General features: G+C 70.5%; 12 protein-coding genes and 2 pseudogenes. 8 read left to right on the forward strand and 6 right to left on the reverse strand.

What is annotated here, in order from left to right; genetic code table 11:
* Nucleotides 1–511, reverse strand: a pseudogene (locus tag ACFZDI_RS33070) (hypothetical protein); the annotation flags it as partial.
* A 188-nt stretch (nucleotides 512–699) separates the two neighbouring features.
* Between ACFZDI_RS33070 and ACFZDI_RS33075 the strand changes: the two are divergent.
* A pseudogene (locus ACFZDI_RS33075) lies at nucleotides 700–1,798 on the forward strand (RecB family exonuclease).
* A gap of 14 nt (nucleotides 1,799–1,812) precedes the next feature.
* Nucleotides 1,813–2,484 (forward strand): response regulator transcription factor, encoded by a 672-nt coding sequence (locus ACFZDI_RS33080; RefSeq protein ID WP_030606450.1) that lies wholly within the window; start codon nucleotides 1,813–1,815, stop codon nucleotides 2,482–2,484.
* 69 nt (nucleotides 2,485–2,553) lie between these two features.
* Here the strand turns inward: ACFZDI_RS33080 and ACFZDI_RS33085 are convergent, their stop codons facing one another.
* The 4 genes from ACFZDI_RS33085 to metH all read right to left on the reverse strand — a co-directional run bounded on the left by ACFZDI_RS33085 (nucleotide 2,554) and on the right by metH (nucleotide 10,644).
* Nucleotides 2,554–4,137: an ABC transporter substrate-binding protein gene (locus ACFZDI_RS33085; RefSeq protein WP_234849438.1), complete on the reverse strand. Its 1,584-nt coding sequence runs from the start codon at nucleotides 4,135–4,137 to the stop codon at nucleotides 2,554–2,556.
* Between the two features lie 107 nt (nucleotides 4,138–4,244).
* Nucleotides 4,245–5,849 (reverse strand): ABC transporter substrate-binding protein, encoded by a 1,605-nt coding sequence (locus ACFZDI_RS33090; RefSeq protein ID WP_234849439.1) that lies wholly within the window; start codon nucleotides 5,847–5,849, stop codon nucleotides 4,245–4,247.
* A gap of 408 nt (nucleotides 5,850–6,257) precedes the next feature.
* Nucleotides 6,258–6,959 (reverse strand): HAD family phosphatase, encoded by a 702-nt coding sequence (locus tag ACFZDI_RS33095; RefSeq protein ID WP_234849440.1) that lies wholly within the window; start codon nucleotides 6,957–6,959, stop codon nucleotides 6,258–6,260.
* Between the two features lie 169 nt (nucleotides 6,960–7,128).
* Nucleotides 7,129–10,644 (reverse strand): methionine synthase, encoded by a 3,516-nt coding sequence (gene metH / locus ACFZDI_RS33100; RefSeq protein WP_234849441.1) that lies wholly within the window; start codon nucleotides 10,642–10,644, stop codon nucleotides 7,129–7,131.
* Between the two features lie 464 nt (nucleotides 10,645–11,108).
* Here metH and ACFZDI_RS33105 point away from each other — a divergent pair, with 464 nt between their 5' ends.
* From ACFZDI_RS33105 to ACFZDI_RS33130, 6 genes are all read left to right on the forward strand, one after another.
* Nucleotides 11,109–11,882: an IclR family transcriptional regulator gene (locus ACFZDI_RS33105; protein WP_234849442.1), complete on the forward strand. Its 774-nt coding sequence runs from the start codon at nucleotides 11,109–11,111 to the stop codon at nucleotides 11,880–11,882.
* Nucleotides 11,883–12,144: 262 nt separating this feature from the next.
* The gene (locus tag ACFZDI_RS33110) at nucleotides 12,145–12,939 is read left to right on the forward strand and encodes an MIP/aquaporin family protein (RefSeq protein WP_234849443.1); all 795 of its coding nucleotides are present in this window, start codon (nucleotides 12,145–12,147) and stop codon (nucleotides 12,937–12,939) included.
* 82 nt (nucleotides 12,940–13,021) lie between these two features.
* Nucleotides 13,022–14,560: a glycerol kinase GlpK gene (gene glpK / locus ACFZDI_RS33115; protein WP_234849445.1), complete on the forward strand. Its 1,539-nt coding sequence runs from the start codon at nucleotides 13,022–13,024 to the stop codon at nucleotides 14,558–14,560.
* Nucleotides 14,561–14,568: 8 nt separating this feature from the next.
* Nucleotides 14,569–16,185: an FAD-dependent oxidoreductase gene (locus tag ACFZDI_RS33120; protein ID WP_391255688.1), complete on the forward strand. Its 1,617-nt coding sequence runs from the start codon at nucleotides 14,569–14,571 to the stop codon at nucleotides 16,183–16,185.
* Nucleotides 16,186–16,308: 123 nt separating this feature from the next.
* On the forward strand, nucleotides 16,309–16,980 hold the full coding sequence (locus tag ACFZDI_RS33125; RefSeq protein WP_391255691.1) for an FCD domain-containing protein: 672 nt from the start codon (nucleotides 16,309–16,311) through the stop codon (nucleotides 16,978–16,980).
* A gap of 158 nt (nucleotides 16,981–17,138) precedes the next feature.
* Nucleotides 17,139–18,122, forward strand: coding sequence for a PAC2 family protein (locus ACFZDI_RS33130; protein ID WP_234849449.1), 984 nt, complete (start codon nucleotides 17,139–17,141; stop codon nucleotides 18,120–18,122).
* 90 nt (nucleotides 18,123–18,212) lie between these two features.
* Here the strand turns inward: ACFZDI_RS33130 and mshC are convergent, their stop codons facing one another.
* A complete protein-coding gene (mshC, locus tag ACFZDI_RS33135) occupies nucleotides 18,213–19,442 on the reverse strand; it encodes a cysteine--1-D-myo-inosityl 2-amino-2-deoxy-alpha-D-glucopyranoside ligase (RefSeq protein WP_391255694.1) in 1,230 nt (409 codons plus the stop codon).
* Nucleotides 19,443–19,511: the final 69 nt, after the last annotated feature.

A 19,511-nucleotide genomic window follows, 5' to 3' on the forward strand; every position in this document is an offset into this window, starting at 1 on the left:
GGGTCTGGTCGCCCCCAGTCCGCTCGTCCGGCGTCCGGCCGTTCGGCGTCAAGCCGTCCCGAGGCTGCCCGTCCGGTGTCCGGCCGTCCGGGGTCTGGTCGCCCCCAGTCCGCTCGTCCGGCGTCCGGCCGTTCGGCGTCAAGCCGTCCCGAGGCTGCCCGTCCGGTGTCCGGCCGTCCGGGGTCCGGACGTCCCGAGGCTGGTCGTCCGGAGTCCGGCCGGACGCAGTCCCGTCGTCCGGCGTCCGTGGGGCCTGTGACGTGTCGGCCGAGGGGGTCGGGGCCGCTGCCGGGTCGTTCCGGGGGGCGGCCGGGGTGTCTGTGGGGGGCGCGGGGGCCGTCGGGTCCGGTTCCGGCGTCGGGGCGGGCTGCTCGGGGGTGAAGCGGTGCTCGTCCGTGGGCCGTTCGCCGGCGAGGGTCGGGTCGGTGGCCCGGACCGGAGGCCCCGCGTGGCGCTCGGCCGACTCGTCGTTGCCGGACCGCGGCCGCCCGCGCCCGCCGCTCTCGTCCACCGGTGTCCCCTCGATCGAAGCGTCTCCCGTGCCTGCCGGACGGGAGGGTCTCGAGTCGATGGTATGCGTCCGTCGCGGTGCGTTTCGCCCCGGCACCCCTGTGTTTCCCGTACGTCGACCTCCTCTCCCGGCTTCCCTCACGCACCGCGGCCGGGTCACTGTCAGTGGCGGGCCGTAAGGTCTGGGGCATGGAGACGAGCACCGAGGGCGCGGCGCAGCCCGACAGCGGCCCGGCCGCGGCGGTGGATCCGCCGGCACCGGCCGGGCCCGCGGAGACGCCTGCGCACACGGCGGCGGAGGCACCGGCGGCAGGGGCACCGTCCGCGGCGGAGGCACAGTCCGTGGCGGAAGCAGCGGCCGAGACCGCCGCCGTGAGCGACCTGGTGACCGGGTCCGCCGCCCTACCGCCCGCCTCGCTGTCCCCCTCCCGTGCCAGCGACTTCATGCAGTGCCCGCTGCTCTACCGCTTCCGGGTGATCGACCGGCTGCCGGAGAAGCCGAGCGAGGCCGCGACCAGGGGCACGCTGGTGCACGCGGTCCTGGAGCGGCTCTTCGACGCACCGGCCGCCGAGCGCACGGCGCCGCGGGCGAAGTCCCTGATCCCCGGCCAGTGGGACCGGCTGCGCGAGACCCGGCCGGAGGTCGGGGAGCTGTTCGCCGACGACCCCGAGGGCGAGCGGCTGGCGCGCTGGCTGGGCGAGGCGGAGCAGCTCGTCGAGCGCTGGTTCACCCTGGAGGACCCGAGCCGTCTGGAGCCGGCCGAGCGGGAGCTCTTCGTCGAGGCCGAGCTGGAGTCGGGGCTGCGGCTGCGCGGCATCATCGACCGGGTCGACGTGGCCCCCACGGGCGAGGTCCGGATCGTCGACTACAAGACGGGCAAGGCGCCGAGGCCGGAGTACTCCGAGGGCGCCCTGTTCCAGATGAAGTTCTACGCCCTGGTGGTGTGGCGGCTGAAGAACGTGGTGCCGCGGCGACTGCAGCTGGTCTACCTCGGCAGCGGCCAGGTGCTGACGTACGACCCGGTCCTCGCCGACCTGGAGCGGGTCGAGCGCAAGCTGCTGGCCCTGTGGGACGCGATCCGGCTCGCCACCGAGACGGGCGACTGGCGGCCCCGCCCCACGAAGTTGTGCGGCTGGTGCGACCACCAGGCGCACTGCCCGGAGTTCGGGGGCACTCCCCCGCCGTATCCGCTGCCAGTGCGCGAGACGGGGCCCGTGGCGCAGCCCGTCGCCGGTGAGGGCGGCTGAGTCCGGCGGGCCCGCGCAGGGCAGAATGGGGCCGGACTAGCGAAGGAGACTTACGTGGCCATCCGCGTCCTACTGGTCGACGACCAGCCGCTGCTGCGTACCGGCTTCCGGATGATCCTGGAGGCCGAGCAGGACCTCGCGGTCGTCGGGGAGGCCGGTGACGGACTGCAGGCACTCGACCAGGTGCGTGCGCTACAGCCCGATGTGGTTCTGATGGACATCCGCATGCCGCGCATGGACGGTGTGGAGGCGACCCGGCAGATCACCGGGCCCGGGCGGGACGGCCCGGCGAAGGTGCTGGTGCTGACCACGTTCGACCTCGACGAGTACGTGGTGGAGGCGCTGCGCGCCGGTGCCAGCGGGTTCCTGCTGAAGGACGCTCCCGCCAACGAGCTGGTGCAGGCCATCCGGGTCGTCGCCGCGGGCGAGGCGATGCTCGCACCGAGCATCACCCGCCGGCTGCTCGACAAGTACGCCACGCATCTGCCGTCGGGTGACGAGCCGGTGCCGGACACCCTGCACACGCTCACCGACCGCGAGGTCGAGGTGCTGAAGCTGGTGGCGCGCGGGCTGTCCAACGCGGAGATCGCCGCCGACCTGTTCGTCAGCGAGACCACCGTGAAGACGCACGTCGGGCATGTGCTGACGAAGCTGGGTCTGCGCGACCGCGTGCAGGCGGCGGTGTACGCGTACGAGAGCGGGCTGGTGCGTCCCGGCGCGCAGTGACGGCCGCGAGCCGGTACGCGAGAGGGCGCCCCCCGCCGAGCGGGAGGCGCCCTTTCTCACGCCGGTGCGTCAGGCGTCCTTGCTGAGTTCCCAGAAGCGGAACACCGTGGAGGCGTCGAGGCAGTACTCCAGGCCGTAGACGCCGTCGCGGACGACCGCGTACTGCTTGGCCTGCCACACCGGCAGGACGGGCAGTTCGTCGGCGACGATGTCCTGCAGCTCCCCGAACTCCTTGTCCGTGGAGGCCCGGTTGGTCGTGGCGGCGGTGCGCGGGATGAGCGAGCCGGTGATCGTGCTGTTGTCGTAGTTGTTGCTCAGCACGTTGCCCTTGCCGAAGAAGGGGGCCGTGAAGTTGTCGGCGTCCGGGTAGTCCGGCACCCAGCCCTTGACGTAGACGCCGTACTTGCCGGCGGCGATGTCCTTCTCGTACTGGCCGAAGGGCACGGACTTGACGCTCGCGTCGAACAGGCCGCTGGCGTTGAGCTGGCCGGCGATGGCGTTCAACTCCTGGTCGGTGGCGGGGCCGTAGCGGGACGGGGTCGACCAGAGGGTGAGCTTCACCTTGCCGGTGATGTTGTCCTCGCGCAGCGCGGCCTGGGCCTTGGCCCGGGAGGGGCGGGCGCCGTAGGTGTCGAAGAAGGCCGTGTTGTGGCCCGCGATACCGGCCGGGATGATCGAGTACAGGGGGGTCGCGGTGCCCTGGTAGACGTCCTTGATGAGGGCTTCGCGGTCGAGCAGGTGGGCGATGGCCTTGCGCACGCCGAGCTTTCCGGCGACCGGGTCGTCCATGTTGAACACCAGGTGCTGGACCTCGGCGCTGCTGCCCTCGACGACCTCCGTGCCGGTGCCGTCGTCGGCCTTCTCCATGCCGGCGACGTCGCCCGCGGTGAGACCGCGGTAGGCGATGTCGACCTCCTCGTTCTGGATGGCCTGCTTCAGGGCGGTCTGGTCGCCGTCGAAGAACTTCAGCGTCACGCCGGTGTTCTTCACCTTGGCGGTGCCCTGGTAGTTCTCGTTGACGGAGAAGACGGCCTGCCCGTCGTCGAACGAGTCGAGCTTGTACGGACCGGAGCCGACGGCCTGGCCGTCCTTGCGGAGCTTGCCCGCCTCGTACTCGTTGTGGTCGACGATCGAACCGGCACCGGAGGCGATCTTGCTCGGGAAGGTGGCGTCGGCCGTGTTCAGCTGGAAGACGACCGTCTTCTCGTCCGGGGTCTCGACCTTGTCGAGCGTGGGGAACATGATCGCGGGCCCGTCGGGGTCGTTGATCTTCAGCATGCGGTCGAAGGAGAACTTCACGTCCTCGGAGGTGAGCGCGTCACCGTTGCTGAACTTCAGGCCGTCCTTCAGCGTGCACTTGTAGACCCGGGTCTGCGTGTCGCTGAAGGCGCAGGCCTCGGCGGCCTCCGGCTGGGGTTCCGTGGCGCCCTTGGGGAAGCTCAGCAGGGACTGGAAGACGTTGTTGAACAACAGCCAGGAGCCGGGGTCGTAGCCGGAGGCCGGGTCCGTGGCCAGGACGTCGTCGGACATCCCCACCACCACGTTGGAGCCGTCCCCCGCGGAGTCTCCGCTCTCCGTGCCACAGCCGGTCAGCAGTCCGGAGGCGAGGCCCGCCACGATGGGCAGGACCGGCCACTGGTTGCGTATCTTCACGTGTGTGCCTTGTCGTCGGTTCTCGAGAACTCCCGGAGCATGTTCTGGCTCCGGGGCACGGTTCCCCGAGGGCCGCGGTCACAGGCCCCGGGGATCCAGCGGGTGCGTCAGCCGCTCACGCCCCGCCCGAGCTCCCACAGCTGGAGCGTCGAGGCGGAGTTGAGCGCGTACGCGGTACCCGTGACGTCGTCGCGGGCGGCGACGTACTGCTTGCCCTGCCACAGCGGCAGCACCGGCACGTCGCCGGCGACGATGTCCTGAATGTCCGTCAGGCTGGTCGAGGCGGACAGCCGGTCCGCCTCTCGGCGGGACTCCGGGATCAGGGTGTTGCGGATGCGGCTGTTGTCGTACGGCGAGCCGAGGGTGTTGTCGGCGTCGAGGAACGGCGCGAGGAAGTTGTCGGCGTCCGGGAAGTCCGGGAACCAGCCCATGCCGTAGACGTCGTACTCGCCCTTCTTCTCGGCCGGGCGGAACGTGTCCCAGGGAGTGCCCTTGATGCCGACGTCGAACAGGCCGCTGGAGTTCAGCTGGTCGCGCAGGACCTCGAACTCCTTCTTGGTGGCCGGGCCGTAGTGGTCGGTGGTGTAGTGCAGCGTCAGCTTCACCGGGGTGGTGATGTTCGCCTGGTTGAGCAGGGCACGGGCCTTGGAGACGTTCGGCTCGCCGTACTTGTTGAAGAACGAGTTGGAGTGGCCGGTGACGCTGGCCGGAACCAGCGAGTAGAGCGGTTCGGCCTGGGAGCCGTAGACCTTGGAGACCAGGGCGCTGCGGTTGACGACCTGAGCCATCGCCTGGCGCACGGCCTTGGACTTCACCGTCGGTGCGTCGGTGTTGAAGCCCAGGTAGCGGATCTCCAGGCCGGGCATCTCGACGAGGTCCACGTCGGTGTCGGCGTCGCCCGAGAGCGTGCGGATCTGATCCGGCGACATGGCCCGGGTCATCAGGTCGATGTCGCCCTTGTCCAGCGCCTCGCCCATGGCACCCGCGTCCTTGAAGGACACCATGTCGACCTTGTCGTTGTTCACCTTGAGGGTGCCCTTGTAGTCGGGGTTCTTGGTGAACTCGGCCTTGGTCAGCTCGCCGTTCTCGACGTCGGCCTTGAGGGTGTACGGGCCGGAGCCCTCCAGGTCGAAGCCGTCGCGCAGCTTGTTCTTCGGGTAGTCCTCGGGGTCGACGATGCCGGCGACGGGGGTCGACAGCTTGTACGGGAAGGTCGCGTCGGCCGTCTTGAGGTGGAAGATGACCTCGCGGTCGCCCTGGGTCTCCACGGTGTCGATGGTGGACAGCAGCGCGAACACCCCGCTGTCGGCCTTGAGGGCGCGGGCGCGGTCGATGGAGTGCTTCACGTCGGCCGCGGTGACAGCGTTGCCGTTGGAGAACGTCAGGCCCTCGCGCAGGGTGCAGGCGTAGCGCTCGTTGCCGGTGTCGGTGAAGCCGCACCGCTCCGCGGCCTCCGGCACCGGCTCGCCCTCGCCGCGCGGCTGGATCATCAGGGTCTGCACGGTCTGGCGCAGGATGTTCCAGGTACCCACGTCGTAGGCGTACGCCGGGTCGAGGGGCGCGGGGGCGTCCTTCGAGGCGGTGAACCGGTCCGTGGTGCCGACAACGATCGCGTCCCCGTCACTGCTCCCGCTGTCGGTCCCGCCGCAGGCGGCGAGCACCGGCGCGAGCAGGCCGATCACGGCCGGCAGCACCAAAGTCTTGCGGTTCATGCTCGAGTTTCTCCAGAGCTGTCGACTCCGTGTACCCGGCATGCAGGGGTGGCGCAGCGGATCACGGGGGGTGGGGCGATGTTCTCGCGACGAGATTAGTCCGGGCCGGCAGGAGGGTTCGCAGCCACCGGAGTTGAGCACCCATCACGCTGCGGAACCGGGCGCGGACAGACCGAAAACCCGACAGTGGAAGCTTTGGTGCAGTGTTTCACCAATCGGGACACAAGGACACGCCTGAGACCCCCCTGGAGGGGTGCGCAGCACACACCGGATCGACTGTCGACCCCGGACCGCGTGGGGAACGTCACACGCGAAACGGGTTCCGGGGTACGGGAATTCGATCGCCGGGAGGAGATCGAATTCACTTCGGAATTGCCGTGCTAAGGCCGCCGCACGCTGGGTGAACGTCTAGCGCATTTCCGTCATCAGGCCGTGCAGAAATGCCAGGTCCACCTCTTCGAGGGAGGTGACGACCGTGCGGCGCAGGGCCGGGGCGATGGGGGCCACGGAGGGCACCGCCACGACATGGCAGCCCGCGGCCTCGGCGGCGGCGACGCCGGTCGCGGTGTCCTCGATGACGGCACACCGGGCCGGGTCGGCGCCCAGCCCGGCGGCGGCGGCCAGGTACGGGTCGGGGTGGGGCTTGGTGCGCGGCACCTCGTCGCCGGCCACGGTCAGGCCGAAGTGGTGGGCGCCGAGCGAGGTGAGCACCCGGTCGATGATGCGCCGGTGCGAGGCGGAGACGAGGGCGGTGGGGATCTCGTACGCGTACAGCTCGGCGAGCAGCCGGCCGGCGCCCGGCATCAGCGGCAGGGCGCGGCCGATGCGGTCCTCGAAGCCGTCGTTCAGAAGCACGGTGAGCTCGTCCAGGGTGATGTCTGCGCCGGTGGCCTCGATGAGGAACCCGGCGCTGCGGGTCATCGGCCCGCCCACGACGACATGGCGCCAGGACTCGTCGAGCGTGTGGCCGAGGGAGGCGAAGACCTCGACCTCGACGTCCCACCAGAAGCCCTCCGTGTCCACCAGGGTGCCGTCCATGTCGAGGAGCACGGCCTGCAGGGCCGACCCCTCTGCCGACCGGGTACCGAGCGCGGGGACCGTACTGGTCATCCACCTACCTCCTTGAGGGACGATCAGGCCGGTTCCCACACGGGGAACCGGCCTGCAGTGGACCGACCAGTCTACGTCGTCCGTGAGCGATGTGCCTCGTTTAGCAGCTGTGCCCCGGGGCACACCGTGGATACACCGGGGGTGGCTGTGACGTGCGCCGGAGATGCCCTCAACGGGCGTTGAAGTACTTCGCCTCCGGGTGGTGGATCACGATGGCGTCCGTGGACTGCTCGGGGTGCAGCTGGAACTCCTCGGACAGCTGGACGCCGATGCGCTCCGGCTCCAGCAGGTCGGCGATCTTCGCCCGGTCCTCGAGGTTCGGGCAGGCGCCGTAGCCGAGGGAGAAGCGGGCGCCCCGGTACTTCAGCTCGAACATGCCCTGCATCTCGTCCGGGTCCTCACCCGCGAAGCCGAGTTCGGAGCGCACGCGCGCGTGCCAGTACTCGGCGAGCGCCTCGGCCAGCTGCACGGACAGGCCGTGCAGCTCCAGGTAGTCGCGGTAGGCGTTGGCTTCGAAGAGCCGAGCGGTCTCCTCACCGATGCGGGAGCCGACGGTGACGACCTGGAGGCCGACGACGTCGGTCTCGCCGGACTCCTCCGGGCGGAAGTAGTCGGCCAGGCACAGTCGGCGGCCGCGGCGCTGGCGCGGGAAGGTGAAGCGGGTGCGCTCGTTGCCCTGCTCGTCCAGGATGATCAGGTCGTCGTCCTTGGAGACGCACGGGAAGTAGCCGTAGACCACGGCCGCCTCCAGCAGGTTCTCCGTCTGGAGCCGGTCCAGCAGGCCGCGCAGCCGGGGCCGTCCCTCGCTCTCGACGAGCTCCTCGTACGAGGGGCCCTCGCCGGTGCGGGCCTGCTTCAGGCCCCACTGGCCCTTGAACAGGGCGCCCTCGTCGAGCCAGCTCGCGTACTCCTTGAGCTGGATGCCCTTGATCACGCGGGTGCCGCGGAAGGGCGGCTCGGGGACGGGGTTGTCGGTGGCGACGTCGGAGCGGACGTGCCCCTCCTCGGGGCGCTCCTCCACGGCGGCCGGAGCGGTGGCCCGGACGCGGCGCTGCTTCAGCTCGGGCAGCTTGGCGCCGGGCACGCCCCGCTTGACGCCGATCAGGGCGTCCATCAGACGCAGCCCCTCGAAGGCGTCGCGGGCGTAGCGGACCTCCCCCTCGTAGATCTCGTGCAGGTCCTGCTCGACGTAGGCCCGGGTCAGGGCGGCGCCGCCGAGGATGACCGGGAAGTTCGCCGCCAGGCCGCGCTGGTTCAGCTCCTCCAGGTTCTCCTTCATGATCACGGTGGACTTGACCAGGAGTCCGGACATGCCGATGACGTCGGCCCGGTGTTCCTCGGCGGCGTCCAGGATCGCGGAGACCGGCTGCTTGATGCCCAGGTTGACGACGTTGTAGCCGTTGTTGGACAGGATGATGTCGACGAGGTTCTTGCCGATGTCGTGCACGTCGCCGCGGACGGTGGCGAGCACGATGGTGCCCTTGCCGGCCTCGTCGGACTTCTCCATGTGCGGTTCGAGGTGGGCGACGGCCGACTTCATGACCTCGGCGGACTGGAGCACGAACGGCAGCTGCATCTGGCCGGAGCCGAACAGTTCACCGACGACCTTCATGCCGTCCAGCAGGGTCTCGTTGACGATGTCCAGGGCGGGCCGCTCCTGGAGGGCCTCGTCCAGGTCCGCCTCGAGGCCGTTCTTCTCGCCGTCGATGATGCGGCGCTTCAGGCGCTCGTCCAGCGGCAGGGCGGCCAGTTCCTCGGCCTTGCCGGCCTTGAGGGACTTGGCGGTGGCGCCCTCGAAGAGCTGCATGAGCTTCTGCAGCGGGTCGTAGCCCTCGGCGCGGCGGTCGTGGATGAGGTCCAGGGCCGTCTGCACCTCCTCCTCGCTGAAGCGCGCGATCGGGAGGATCTTCGAGGCGTGCACGATGGCCGAGTCCAGGCCCGCCTTGACGCACTCGTCGAGGAAGACGGAGTTCAGCAGGATGCGGGCGGCCGGGTTGAGGCCGAAGGAGATGTTGGACAGGCCGAGGGTGGTCTGCACCTTCGGGTGGCGCCGCTTCAGCTCGCGGATGCCCTCGATGGTGGCGATGCCGTCCTTGCGGGACTCCTCCTGGCCGGTGCAGATGGTGAAGGTCAGACAGTCGACGAGGATGTCCTCCTCGTGGATCCCCCAGTTGCCGGTCAGGTCGGCGATGAGTCGTTCGGCGATCTCGACCTTCTTCTCGGCGGTGCGGGCCTGGCCCTCCTCGTCGATGGTCAGCGCGATCAGGGCCGCGCCGTGCTCCTTGGCCAGGGCCGTGACCTTGGCGAAGCGGGACTCGGGGCCGTCGCCGTCCTCGTAGTTGACCGAGTTGATCACTGCGCGGCCGCCGAGCTTCTCCAGGCCCGCCCGGATGACGTCGACCTCGGTGGAGTCCAGCACGATCGGCAGGGTGGAGGCGGTGGCGAAGCGGCCGGCGAGCTCCTCCATGTCGGCGACGCCGTCGCGGCCGACATAGTCCACGCACAGGTCGAGCATGTGCGCGCCCTCGCGGATCTGGTCGCGGGCCATCTCCACGCAGTCGTCCCAGCGGCCCTCCAGCATGGCCTCGCGGAACTTCTTCGAGCCGTTGGCGTTGGTGCGCTCGCCGATGGCCAGGTAGGAGGTGTCCTGCCGGAACGGCACGGACTGGTACAGGGAGGCCGCGCCCGGCTCGGGCTGCGGGCTGCGCTCGGAGGGGGCCAGGTCGCGGACGCGCTCGACCAGCCGGCGCAGGTGCTCGGGGGTGGTGCCGCAGCAGCCGCCGACGAGGGAGAGGCCGTAGTCCTGGACGAAGGTCTGCTGGGCGTCGGCGAGGCCCTCGGGGTCGAGCGGGAAGTGCGCGCCGTCCTTGGTGAGGATCGGCAGGCCGGCGTTCGGCATGCACAGCAGGGGGATGCGCGAGTGGCGCGTCAGGTAGCGCAGGTGCTCGCTCATCTCGGCCGGGCCGGTGGAGCAGTTCAGGCCGATCATGTCGATGCCGAGGGGCTCCAGCGCGGTCAGCGCCGCGCCGATCTCGGAGCCGAGCAGCATGGTGCCGGTGGTCTCGAAGGCCATCGAGCACAGCAGCGGCACCTCGACGCCGGTGGCCTCCATGGCGCGGCGGGCGCCCAGCACGGAGGCCTTCGTCTGGAGCAGGTCCTGGGTGGTCTCCACGAGCAGCGCGTCCGCGCCGCCCGCGAGCAGGCCCTCGGCGTTGGCCTGGTAGCCGTCGCGGATCGTGGCGTAGGGGACGTGGCCGAGCGTGGGCAGCTTGGTGCCGGGGCCGACCGAGCCGAGCACCCAGCGCGGGCGGCCGTCCCGGGCGGCGTACTCGTCGGCCACCTCGCGGGCGATCCGGGCGCCCGTCTCGGACAGCTCGTGCACACGGTCGGAGATGTCGTACTCGGCGGCGGCGGTGTGGTTGGCGCCGAAGGTGTTGGTCTCCACGCAGTCCACACCGGCGTCGAAGTACTCGGCGTGGACCGAACGGACGATGTCCGGCCGCGTCACGTTGAGGATCTCGTTGCAGCCTTCGAGGTTCTCGAAGTCCTCGAGCGTGGGGTCCTGCGCCTGGAGCATGGTGCCCATGGCTCCGTCGGCCACGACCACTCGGGTGGCCAGGGCTTCTCGGAGCGCGGACACACGGGCCCGGCTGTCTGCGGAAGGGGTCGGCGGCAACGCGGCCATGAATGAGGCTCCCTCGGATGCGACGGCTGTCGGCTTTGCGGCTTCCCGGGCACCACGAGGCATCCCGGGGAAGGGCGCACCGCGCCAGCGTAACCGGGAGTGGGCTTGGATGGGCAGCGCGTCCACGGGGCGGACTCCGATGGCGCCGGAACGGCCGCACGGCGACGTGCCGGCCGTCGCGCGAACGGCCCGGCGGCGGCCTGCGGGCCACCATGTGCCGTCATCATGTGCCGTCACCTCTGCACGGTCCGACGGCGCGGTGTCGGTCACCGTGGGGACGGCGGCACGGCGGCGTGTCGGTCGGCGTCGTCGCGGCGTAACGGCGGCGTGTCGGCCATCTCGACGCAACAAATGGCGACGTGCCATTAGCGAGAGGTCCGCATCGACCGGTAGTGTTCGACATTGCCGAACGAGGGCTGTGGTGCCGCTTGTCGGCGGTCGAAGGGGACGGAGGCAGTACGGCGATGGCACGGAACATCCAGTCGCTCGAACGGGCGGCCGCGATGCTGCGGCTGCTGGCGGGCGGCGAGCGGCGGCTCGGCCTGTCGGACATCGCCTCGTCGCTGGGCCTGGCCAAGGGCACCGCCCACGGCATCCTGCGCACCTTGCAGCAGGAGGGCTTCGTCGAGCAGGACGACGCCTCCGGGCGCTACCAGCTGGGCGCGGAGCTGCTGCGCCTGGGCACCACCTACCTCGATGTGCACGAGCTGCGGGCGCGCGCCCTGGTGTGGGCCGACGACCTGGCCCGTTCCAGTGGCGAAAGCGTCTATCTGGGCGTCCTGCACCAGCAGGGCGTGCTGATCGTGCACCACGTCTTCCGGCCCGACGACAGCCGGCAGGTCCTGGAGATAGGGGCCATGCAGCCACTGCACTCCACGGCTCTGGGCAAGGTGCTGTCCGCCTACGACCCGGTGGCGCACAGCGAGGCCCTGGAGGCCGACCGCAAGGCGTTCACCGACCGGACCGTGTGCGAGCCGGAGGACTTCGAGCACATCCTCGACGTCACCCGCGCGCGGGGGTACGCGGCGGACGTGGAGGAGACCTGGGAGGGCGTTGCCTCCATCGCCGCCCCCATCCACGACCGCCGGCGGATGCCGGTCGGCTCGGTGGGCATCACGGGCGCCGTGGAGCGGCTGTGCCGGCCCGACGACGAGGCGGCGCTGCGGCCCGAGCTCATCGCGGCGGTCCGGGACTGCGCCCGCGCGGTGTCGCGAGACCTGGGCGCCGGGCGGTTCTGAGGGCACACCAGCGGACCGGGACGCCGTACGGCGTTCCGGTCCTCGGCATGTCCGCGCTCACCTGCGGCAAAGATCACTGAGCCCGAGGCGATCAGTAACGATCAGATTTTCGAGTCCACAGCCCTTGACGTGCTCGTAACGCCGAAGCAAGACTCCCGTCCATCGGTCGACATTGTCGAACAGCTACCGGCAATACGCGCTAGAGTGTGACAACGCCAGGCCGGTATCGAACTTCCCTGGACGTAGGACAAAGGAGTCGCGGGTGTCCAGCTCCGACATCTTCATCGGCGAGACCATCGGTACCGCCATACTCATCCTCCTCGGCGGCGGCGTCTGTGCCGCCGTCACGCTGAAGGCCTCCAAGGCCCGCAACGCCGGCTGGCTCGCCATCACCTTCGGGTGGGGCTTCGCGGTGCTCACGGCCGTCTACACCACGGCGCCGCTCTCCGGTGCCCATCTGAACCCGGCCGTCACCCTCGCTCTCGCGATCAAGGACGGTGACTGGAAGAACGTTCCGGTCTACTGGGCCGGACAGGTCCTCGGCGCCATGATCGGCGCGGCCCTGGTCTGGATCACCTATTACGGTCAGTTCCACGCCCACCTCACCGACCGCGAGATCGTCGGCGGGCCGGGCGCGCAGGACACCACGGTCAAGGCCGTCGAGGCCCAGGAGAAGGGCGCAGGCCCTGTGCTGGGCGTCTTCTCCACCGGCCCCGAGGTCCGGGTCGCCTGGCAGAACATCGCCACGGAGGTCATCGGCACCATCGTGCTGATCCTCGCGGTGCTCACCCAGGGCCTGAACAACGAGGGCAACGGTCTGGGCCCCCTGGGCGCCCTGATCACCGCGTTCGTCGTGGTCTCCATCGGCCTCTCGCTCGGCGGCCCGACGGGGTACGCGATCAACCCGGCCCGTGACCTCGGTCCGCGCATCGTGCACGCCCTGCTTCCCCTGCCCAACAAGGGCGGCTCCGACTGGGGCTACGCCTGGGTCCCCGTGGTGGGTCCGCTGATCGGCGGCGCCATCGCGGCGGGCATCTACAACGTCGCATTCGCCTAGGCCCGATCCTCGCGCCTGAGCGAAACTTCCAGCACGCGCCGTACGTAAAGCCCCTTAAACCCGGAATTACCAGGAGCACACAGTGACCGACGCGCACACCGCCGGCCCCTTCATCGCCGCCATCGATCAGGGCACCACCTCCAGCCGCTGCATCGTCTTCGACCGGGACGGCCGGATCGTCTCCGTCGACCAGAAGGAGCACGAGCAGATCTTCCCGAAGCCGGGCTGGGTCGAGCACAACGCCACCGAGATCTGGACGAACGTCCAGGAGGTCGTCGCCGGCGCCATCGAGAAGGCCGGCATCACCCGCGACGACATCAAGGCCATCGGCATCACCAACCAGCGCGAGACGACCGTGCTGTGGGACAAGAACACCGGTGAGCCCGTCCACAACGCCATCGTCTGGCAGGACACCCGCACCGACGCCCTCTGCCGCGAGCTCGGCCGCAACGTCGGCCAGGACCGCTTCCGCCGCGAGACGGGCCTGCCGCTCGCCTCCTACTTCGCCGGCCCCAAGGCCCGCTGGCTGCTCGACAACGTCGACGGTCTGAAGGAGCGCGCCGAGGCGGGCGACATCCTCTTCGGCACCATGGACACCTGGGTCATCTGGAACCTGACCGGTGGTGCCGACGGCGGCAAGCACGTCACCGACGTCACCAACGCCTCCCGCACCATGCTCATGAACCTCCACACCATGGAGTGGGACGAGAAGATCTGCGAGTCCATCGGCGTCCCGCAGCAGATCCTGCCGGAGATCCGCTCCTCCGCGGAGGTCTACGGCGAGATCACCGGCGGGAAGCTGGGCGACCTGCTCGGCGGCATCCCGGTCGCCTCCGCGCTCGGTGACCAGCAGGCGGCCCTGTTCGGCCAGACCTGTTTCGCCGAGGGCGAGACCAAGTCGACCTACGGCACCGGCACCTTCATGGTGATGAACACCGGTGACAAGATCATCAACTCCTACAGCGGCCTGCTGACGACGGTCGGCTACAAGATCGGCGACCAGAAGACGGTCTACGCCCTGGAGGGCTCGATCGCCGTCACCGGTTCGCTGGTGCAGTGGATGCGCGACCAGATGGGCCTGATCTCCACCGCCGCCGAGATCGAGACCCTCGCCCTGTCGGTCGAGGACAACGGCGGCGCCTACTTCGTGCCGGCCTTCTCCGGCCTGTTCGCCCCGTACTGGCGCTCCGACGCCCGCGGTGTGATCGCCGGCCTGACCCGGTACGTCACCAAGGCGCACCTCGCGCGCGCCGTCCTGGAGGCCACCGCCTGGCAGACGCGTGAGATCGCCGACGCCATGACGAAGGACTCCGGCGTGGAGCTGACCGCCCTCAAGGTCGACGGCGGCATGACCTCCAACAACCTGCTGATGCAGACCCTCGCCGACTTCGTGGACGCCCCCGTGGTGCGCCCGATGGTCGCCGAGACCACCTGCCTCGGCGCCGCCTACGCCGCCGGCCTCGCCGTCGGCTTCTGGAACAGCACCGACGACCTGCGCGCCAACTGGCGCCGGGCCGCCGAGTGGACCCCCCGCATGGACGCGGAAAAGCGCGCCCATGAGTACAAGAACTGGCTCAAGGCCGTCGAGCGGACCATGGGCTGGCTCGAGGACGAGGAGTAAGAAACAGCATGACCACCAAGTCCACCCTGCAGTCCGTGCCTGCCCTGGGGACGCACCCGGCCTCCGGCTCGAACCCGAGCCGAGCCGAGACCAGGGAGCAGCTCTCCAAGGCGTCGTACGACCTTCTCGTCATCGGCGGCGGCATCCTGGGCATCTCCACCGCCTGGCACGCCGCGCAGTCCGGCCTCAGGGTGGCTCTGGTGGACGCCGGCGACTTCGCCGGCGCCACGTCCTCCGCCTCCTCCAAGCTCCTCCACGGCGGTCTGCGCTACCTGCAGACCGGCGCGGTGAAGCTGGTGGCGGAGAACCACTTCGAGCGCCGTGCGGTCTCCCGTCAGGTGGCTCCCCACCTGGCGAACCCGCTCACGTTCTACCTCCCCGTGTACAAGGGTGGGCCGCACGGCGCGGCGAAGCTCGGCGCGGGCGTCTTCGCCTACTCCGCGCTCTCCGCGTTCGGCGACGGCGTCGGCCACCTCCTGTCCCCCGCCAAGGCGGCGCAGGACGTGCCCGAGCTGCGCACCGAGAACCTCAAGGCCGTGGCCGTCTACGGCGACGACCAGATGAACGACGCCCGCATGGCGCTGATGACGGTCCGCGGGGCCGTCGAGGCGGGTGCGGTCGTCCTCAACCACGCCGAGGTGACCGGGCTCCGCTTCACGCAGGGCCGGGTCACGGGCGCGGAGCTGAAGGACCGCCTGTCCGGGGACGAGTTCGGCGTCAGCGCCCGGCTGGTGCTGAACGCGACCGGCCCGTGGGTCGACCACCTGCGCAAGATGGAGGACCCGAACGCCGCGCCGTCCATCCGCCTGTCGAAGGGCGCGCACCTGGTCCTCAAGCGCACTTCCCCCTGGAAGGCCGCGCTCGCGACCCCGATCGACAAGTACCGCATCACCTTCGCCCTCCCCTGGGAGGACATGCTGCTGCTCGGCACCACCGACGAGGAGTTCGAGGGCGACCCGGCGGACGTCTCCGTCACGGAGAAGGACATATCCCAGATCCTCGACGAGGCCGCCTTCTCCGTCCGTGACCAGCAGCTGGAGCGTGACCTCATCACCTACGCCTTCGCCGGCCTGCGGGTGCTTCCGGGCGGTCCCGGCGACACCTCCAAGGCCAAGCGCGAGACGGTGGTGACCGAGGGACGGGGCGGCATGCTGTCCGTCGCGGGCGGCAAGTGGACCACGTTCCGCCACATCGGCCGGACGATCATGAAGAAGCTGGAGTCGCTGCCGGGTCACCCGCTGGGCGACGACTTCGAGCCGATCAGCACGCTGCCGAAGAAGCTGCCGCTGCCCGGCATCGCCAACCCGCGCGCGGTCGCCCACCGGCTGCTCACCGACCGGCCGGCGCCGGGCCCGCGCATGGCGGCGGACACGGCCAAGCACCTGGCCACCCACTACGGCTCGCTGGCCTTCGACATCGCCCGCCTGGCCAACGAGAGCCCCGAACTCGCCGAGCGCGTCCACCCCGACGCCCCGGAGATCTGGGCACAGGTCGTCTGGGCCCGGGACCACGAGTGGGCCGAGACGCAGGACGACGTGCTGCGCCGCCGCACGACGCTGACGATCCGCGGCCTCGCCACGGACGACGTCCGCGCCAAGGTGCAGGACGTGCTCGACAAGAAGTAGCCACGGGTCCGGGACCCCATCCCGGCAGGGGCGGCTCCACGCCGACGGAGCCGCCCCTGCCGCATTCCCGCGCCCGCATAATGACCCGATACGTCGGAGGTCTTCAACGCACAGGGAGCCCCCATGGCAGTCACCGACGAGGCGATCGAGAAGATCAAGGGGATGATCGTCTCCGGCGCGCTGCGCCCGGGTGACCGGCTGCCCAGGGAGAGCGAACTCGCCGCCGGCCTGGGGTTGTCGCGCAACTCCCTGCGGGAGGCCGTGCGCGCCCTGTCGCTGATCCGCATCCTCGACGTACGGCAGGGCGACGGCACGTACGTCACCAGCCTCGACCCGCAACTCCTGCTCCAGGCGATGAGCTTCGTCGTCGACTTCCACCGGGACGACACGGTCCTGGAGTTCCTGGCCGTACGTCGCATCCTGGAGCCGGCGGCGACCGCCATGGCCGCGCTGCGCATCGGTGAGCAGCAACTGGACGCGATCGCCGCCCAGCTGGACAGGCTCGGCGACAGCCCGTCCGTGGAGGAGCTGGTCGCCTGCGACCTGGAGTTCCACCGGGGCATCGTGCAGAGCTCCGGCAACTCCGTGCTGTGCTCACTGCTCGACGGGATCTCCGGCCCCACGACCCGCGCCCGCATCTGGCGCGGCCTCACCCAGGAGGACGCCGTCGCCCGCACCCTGCGCGAGCACCGCGCGATCCTCGCCGCGCTGCGCGACCGGGACGCCGAGACGGCACGCTCCTGGGCGACCGTCCACATCGCGAGTGTGGAGCAGTGGCTGCGCTCCTCGCTGTGACCAGGGCCGCGCGGACCGCTCGGGCGAGTCGCGGGTGTTCAGGGGCGGATCGCGGGGCAGTGATGGGGTCACTCCCCCTGCAAGGGGGCTGCGGGCGCCCCCGCGGCACGCCGTAAGGTTGGGTGGTCAAGCGAGGGCACGTCGGAAGGAGGCGCTGGGTGATCGAGCTCGAGGGGGTTCCCGAGCTGGTCGACCCGGTCATGGTGGCCGCGTTCGAGGGCTGGAACGATGCCGGCGACGCCGCCTCCACCGCGGTCGCGCATCTGGACAGGGAATGGAAGGGCGAGGTGTTCGCGGCGCTGGACGCCGAGGACTACTACGACTTCCAGGTCAACCGCCCCACGGTGTTCATGGAAGCGGGCGTCCGCAAGATCACCTGGCCCACGACCAGGCTGTCGGTGGTCCGGGTCGGCGGGGAGAAGCCGCGCGACCTCGTCCTGGTGCGGGGCATCGAGCCGTCCATGCGCTGGCGCTCGTTCTGCAACGAACTGCTGGGCTTCGCACACGAACTGGGCGTGGAACTGGTGGTCGTCCTGGGCGCCCTGCTCGGTGACACCCCGCACACCCGTCCGGTTCCCATCAGCGGCACGACGTCCGACCCGGACCTGGCCCGCCGCATGGACCTGGAGGAGACCAAGTACGAGGGCCCCACGGGCATCGTCGGCGTCCTCCAGGAGGCCTGCACGCACGCGGGTGTCCCGGCCGTCTCGCTGTGGGCGGCGGTGCCGCACTACGTGTCGCAGCCGCCGAACCCCAAGGCCACGATGGCCCTGCTGAACCGCCTGGAGGACCTGATCGACGTGCGCATCCCGCTGGGCGAGCTGCCCGAGGACGCGCGCGCCTGGCAGGTCGGCGTGGACCAGCTGGCCGCCGAGGACAGCGAGGTCGCCGAGTACGTCCAGTCGCTGGAGGAGGCCCGGGACACCGCCGAGCTGCCGGAGGCGTCCGGGGAGGCCATCGCCCGGGAGTTCGAGCGCTATCTGCGGCGCCACGACGGCGGCGGGCCGCCCGCGCCCGGCGGTCACGCCACGGCCGACGGCAGCGACAGCACGTCGTACCTGCGGGACAACCCCAGTGGCCGCACCCGTCCGCCGAAGCCTCCCAAACCGGGCACGGACGACGACGAGTCGTCGGAGGACTGAGCCACACCGCCGCATACGCACAGGGGCGTCTCCCGAACGGGAGACGCCCCTGTGCGTGCTGCTATACCTCTGTGCCGTGCGCGCTTCTCGTCACAGCGCCACGCCCAGCAGCGCGTCCACGGCCCGGGAGACGACCCCCGGTGCGCCGATGTCCGTGCCGCCGCTGCGCTCCTGGAGCTCCACCCAGCGGTCGACCGCGGCGAGCGCGGCCGGGGCGTCGAGGTCGTTCGCGAGGGCCGCGCGGATCTCGTCGACGAGGGCCTCCGCCGGCGGCCCGTCGGGCCGGGACACGGCGGCCCGCCAGCGGCCGAGCCGCGCGACGGCGTCCTGGAGGACCTGGTCGGTGTACTCCCAGTCGGCGCGGTAGTGGTTGGCGAGCAGCGTGAGCCGGATGGCGGCCGGGTCGACGCCGTCGTGCCGGAGCTTGGAGACGAACACCAGGTTGCCCTTGGACTTGGACATCTTCTCGCCGTCCAGGGCGACCATGCCGGCGTGCACGTACGCCTTGGCCATGGGGTACTCGCCGGTGAGGACCTGGGCGTGCGAGGCGCCCATCTCGTGGTGCGGGAAGGCGAGATCGGAGCCGCCGCCCTGGATGTCGAAGCCCATGCCCAGGTGGTCGAGGGCGATGGCCACGCACTCGATGTGCCAGCCGGGGCGTCCGCGGCCCAGCGAGCCGCCGTCCCAGCTGGGTTCGCCCTCACGGGCCGCCATCCACAGCATCGGGTCGAGCGGGTTCTTCTTGCCGGGGCGGTCGGGGTCGCCGCCGCGCTCGGCGGACAGCAGCCGCATCGCCGCGGCGTCGAGGTTCGAGACCGTGCCGAAGTGCGGGTCGGACTCGACGGAGAAGTAGACGTCCCCGTCCAGCTCGTAGGCCGCGCCGGCGTCCCGGAGCCGCTCGACGAGCGGGACGATCCCGGGTATGGCCTCGACGGCGCCTATGTACTGGCGCGGCGGGAGCATCCGCAGCGCCGTCATGTCCTCGCGGAAGAGGGCCGTCTCCTTCTCGGCGAGCGCGACCCAGTCGACGCCGTCACGCTGGGCCCGCTCCAGGAGCGGATCGTCGACGTCGGTGACGTTCTGGACGTAGTGAACCTGCCGCTTGGTGTCGAGCCACACGCGCTGCACGAGGTCGAACGCGTTGTACGTCGCCGCGTGTCCCAGGTGTGTGGCGTCGTACGGGGTGATGCCACAGACGTAGATACGGGCGACGGGACCGGGGTCGAGGGTGACCAGGCCGCCGGTCGCGGTGTCGTGGATCCTCAGGTCGCGGCCCTGACCAGGCAGGGCGGGGACCTCGGAAGCGGGCCAGGCATGCATGCCTTGAGCCTAACCGGACTGGAGTTCCGTATACGAATGGGAGCGGTCCACTCGGCCGAGAAGGCGCTC

This window comes from Streptomyces sp. NPDC007907, from assembly GCF_042959365.1.
GTDB lineage: Bacteria > Actinomycetota > Actinomycetes > Streptomycetales > Streptomycetaceae > Streptomyces > Streptomyces indiaensis.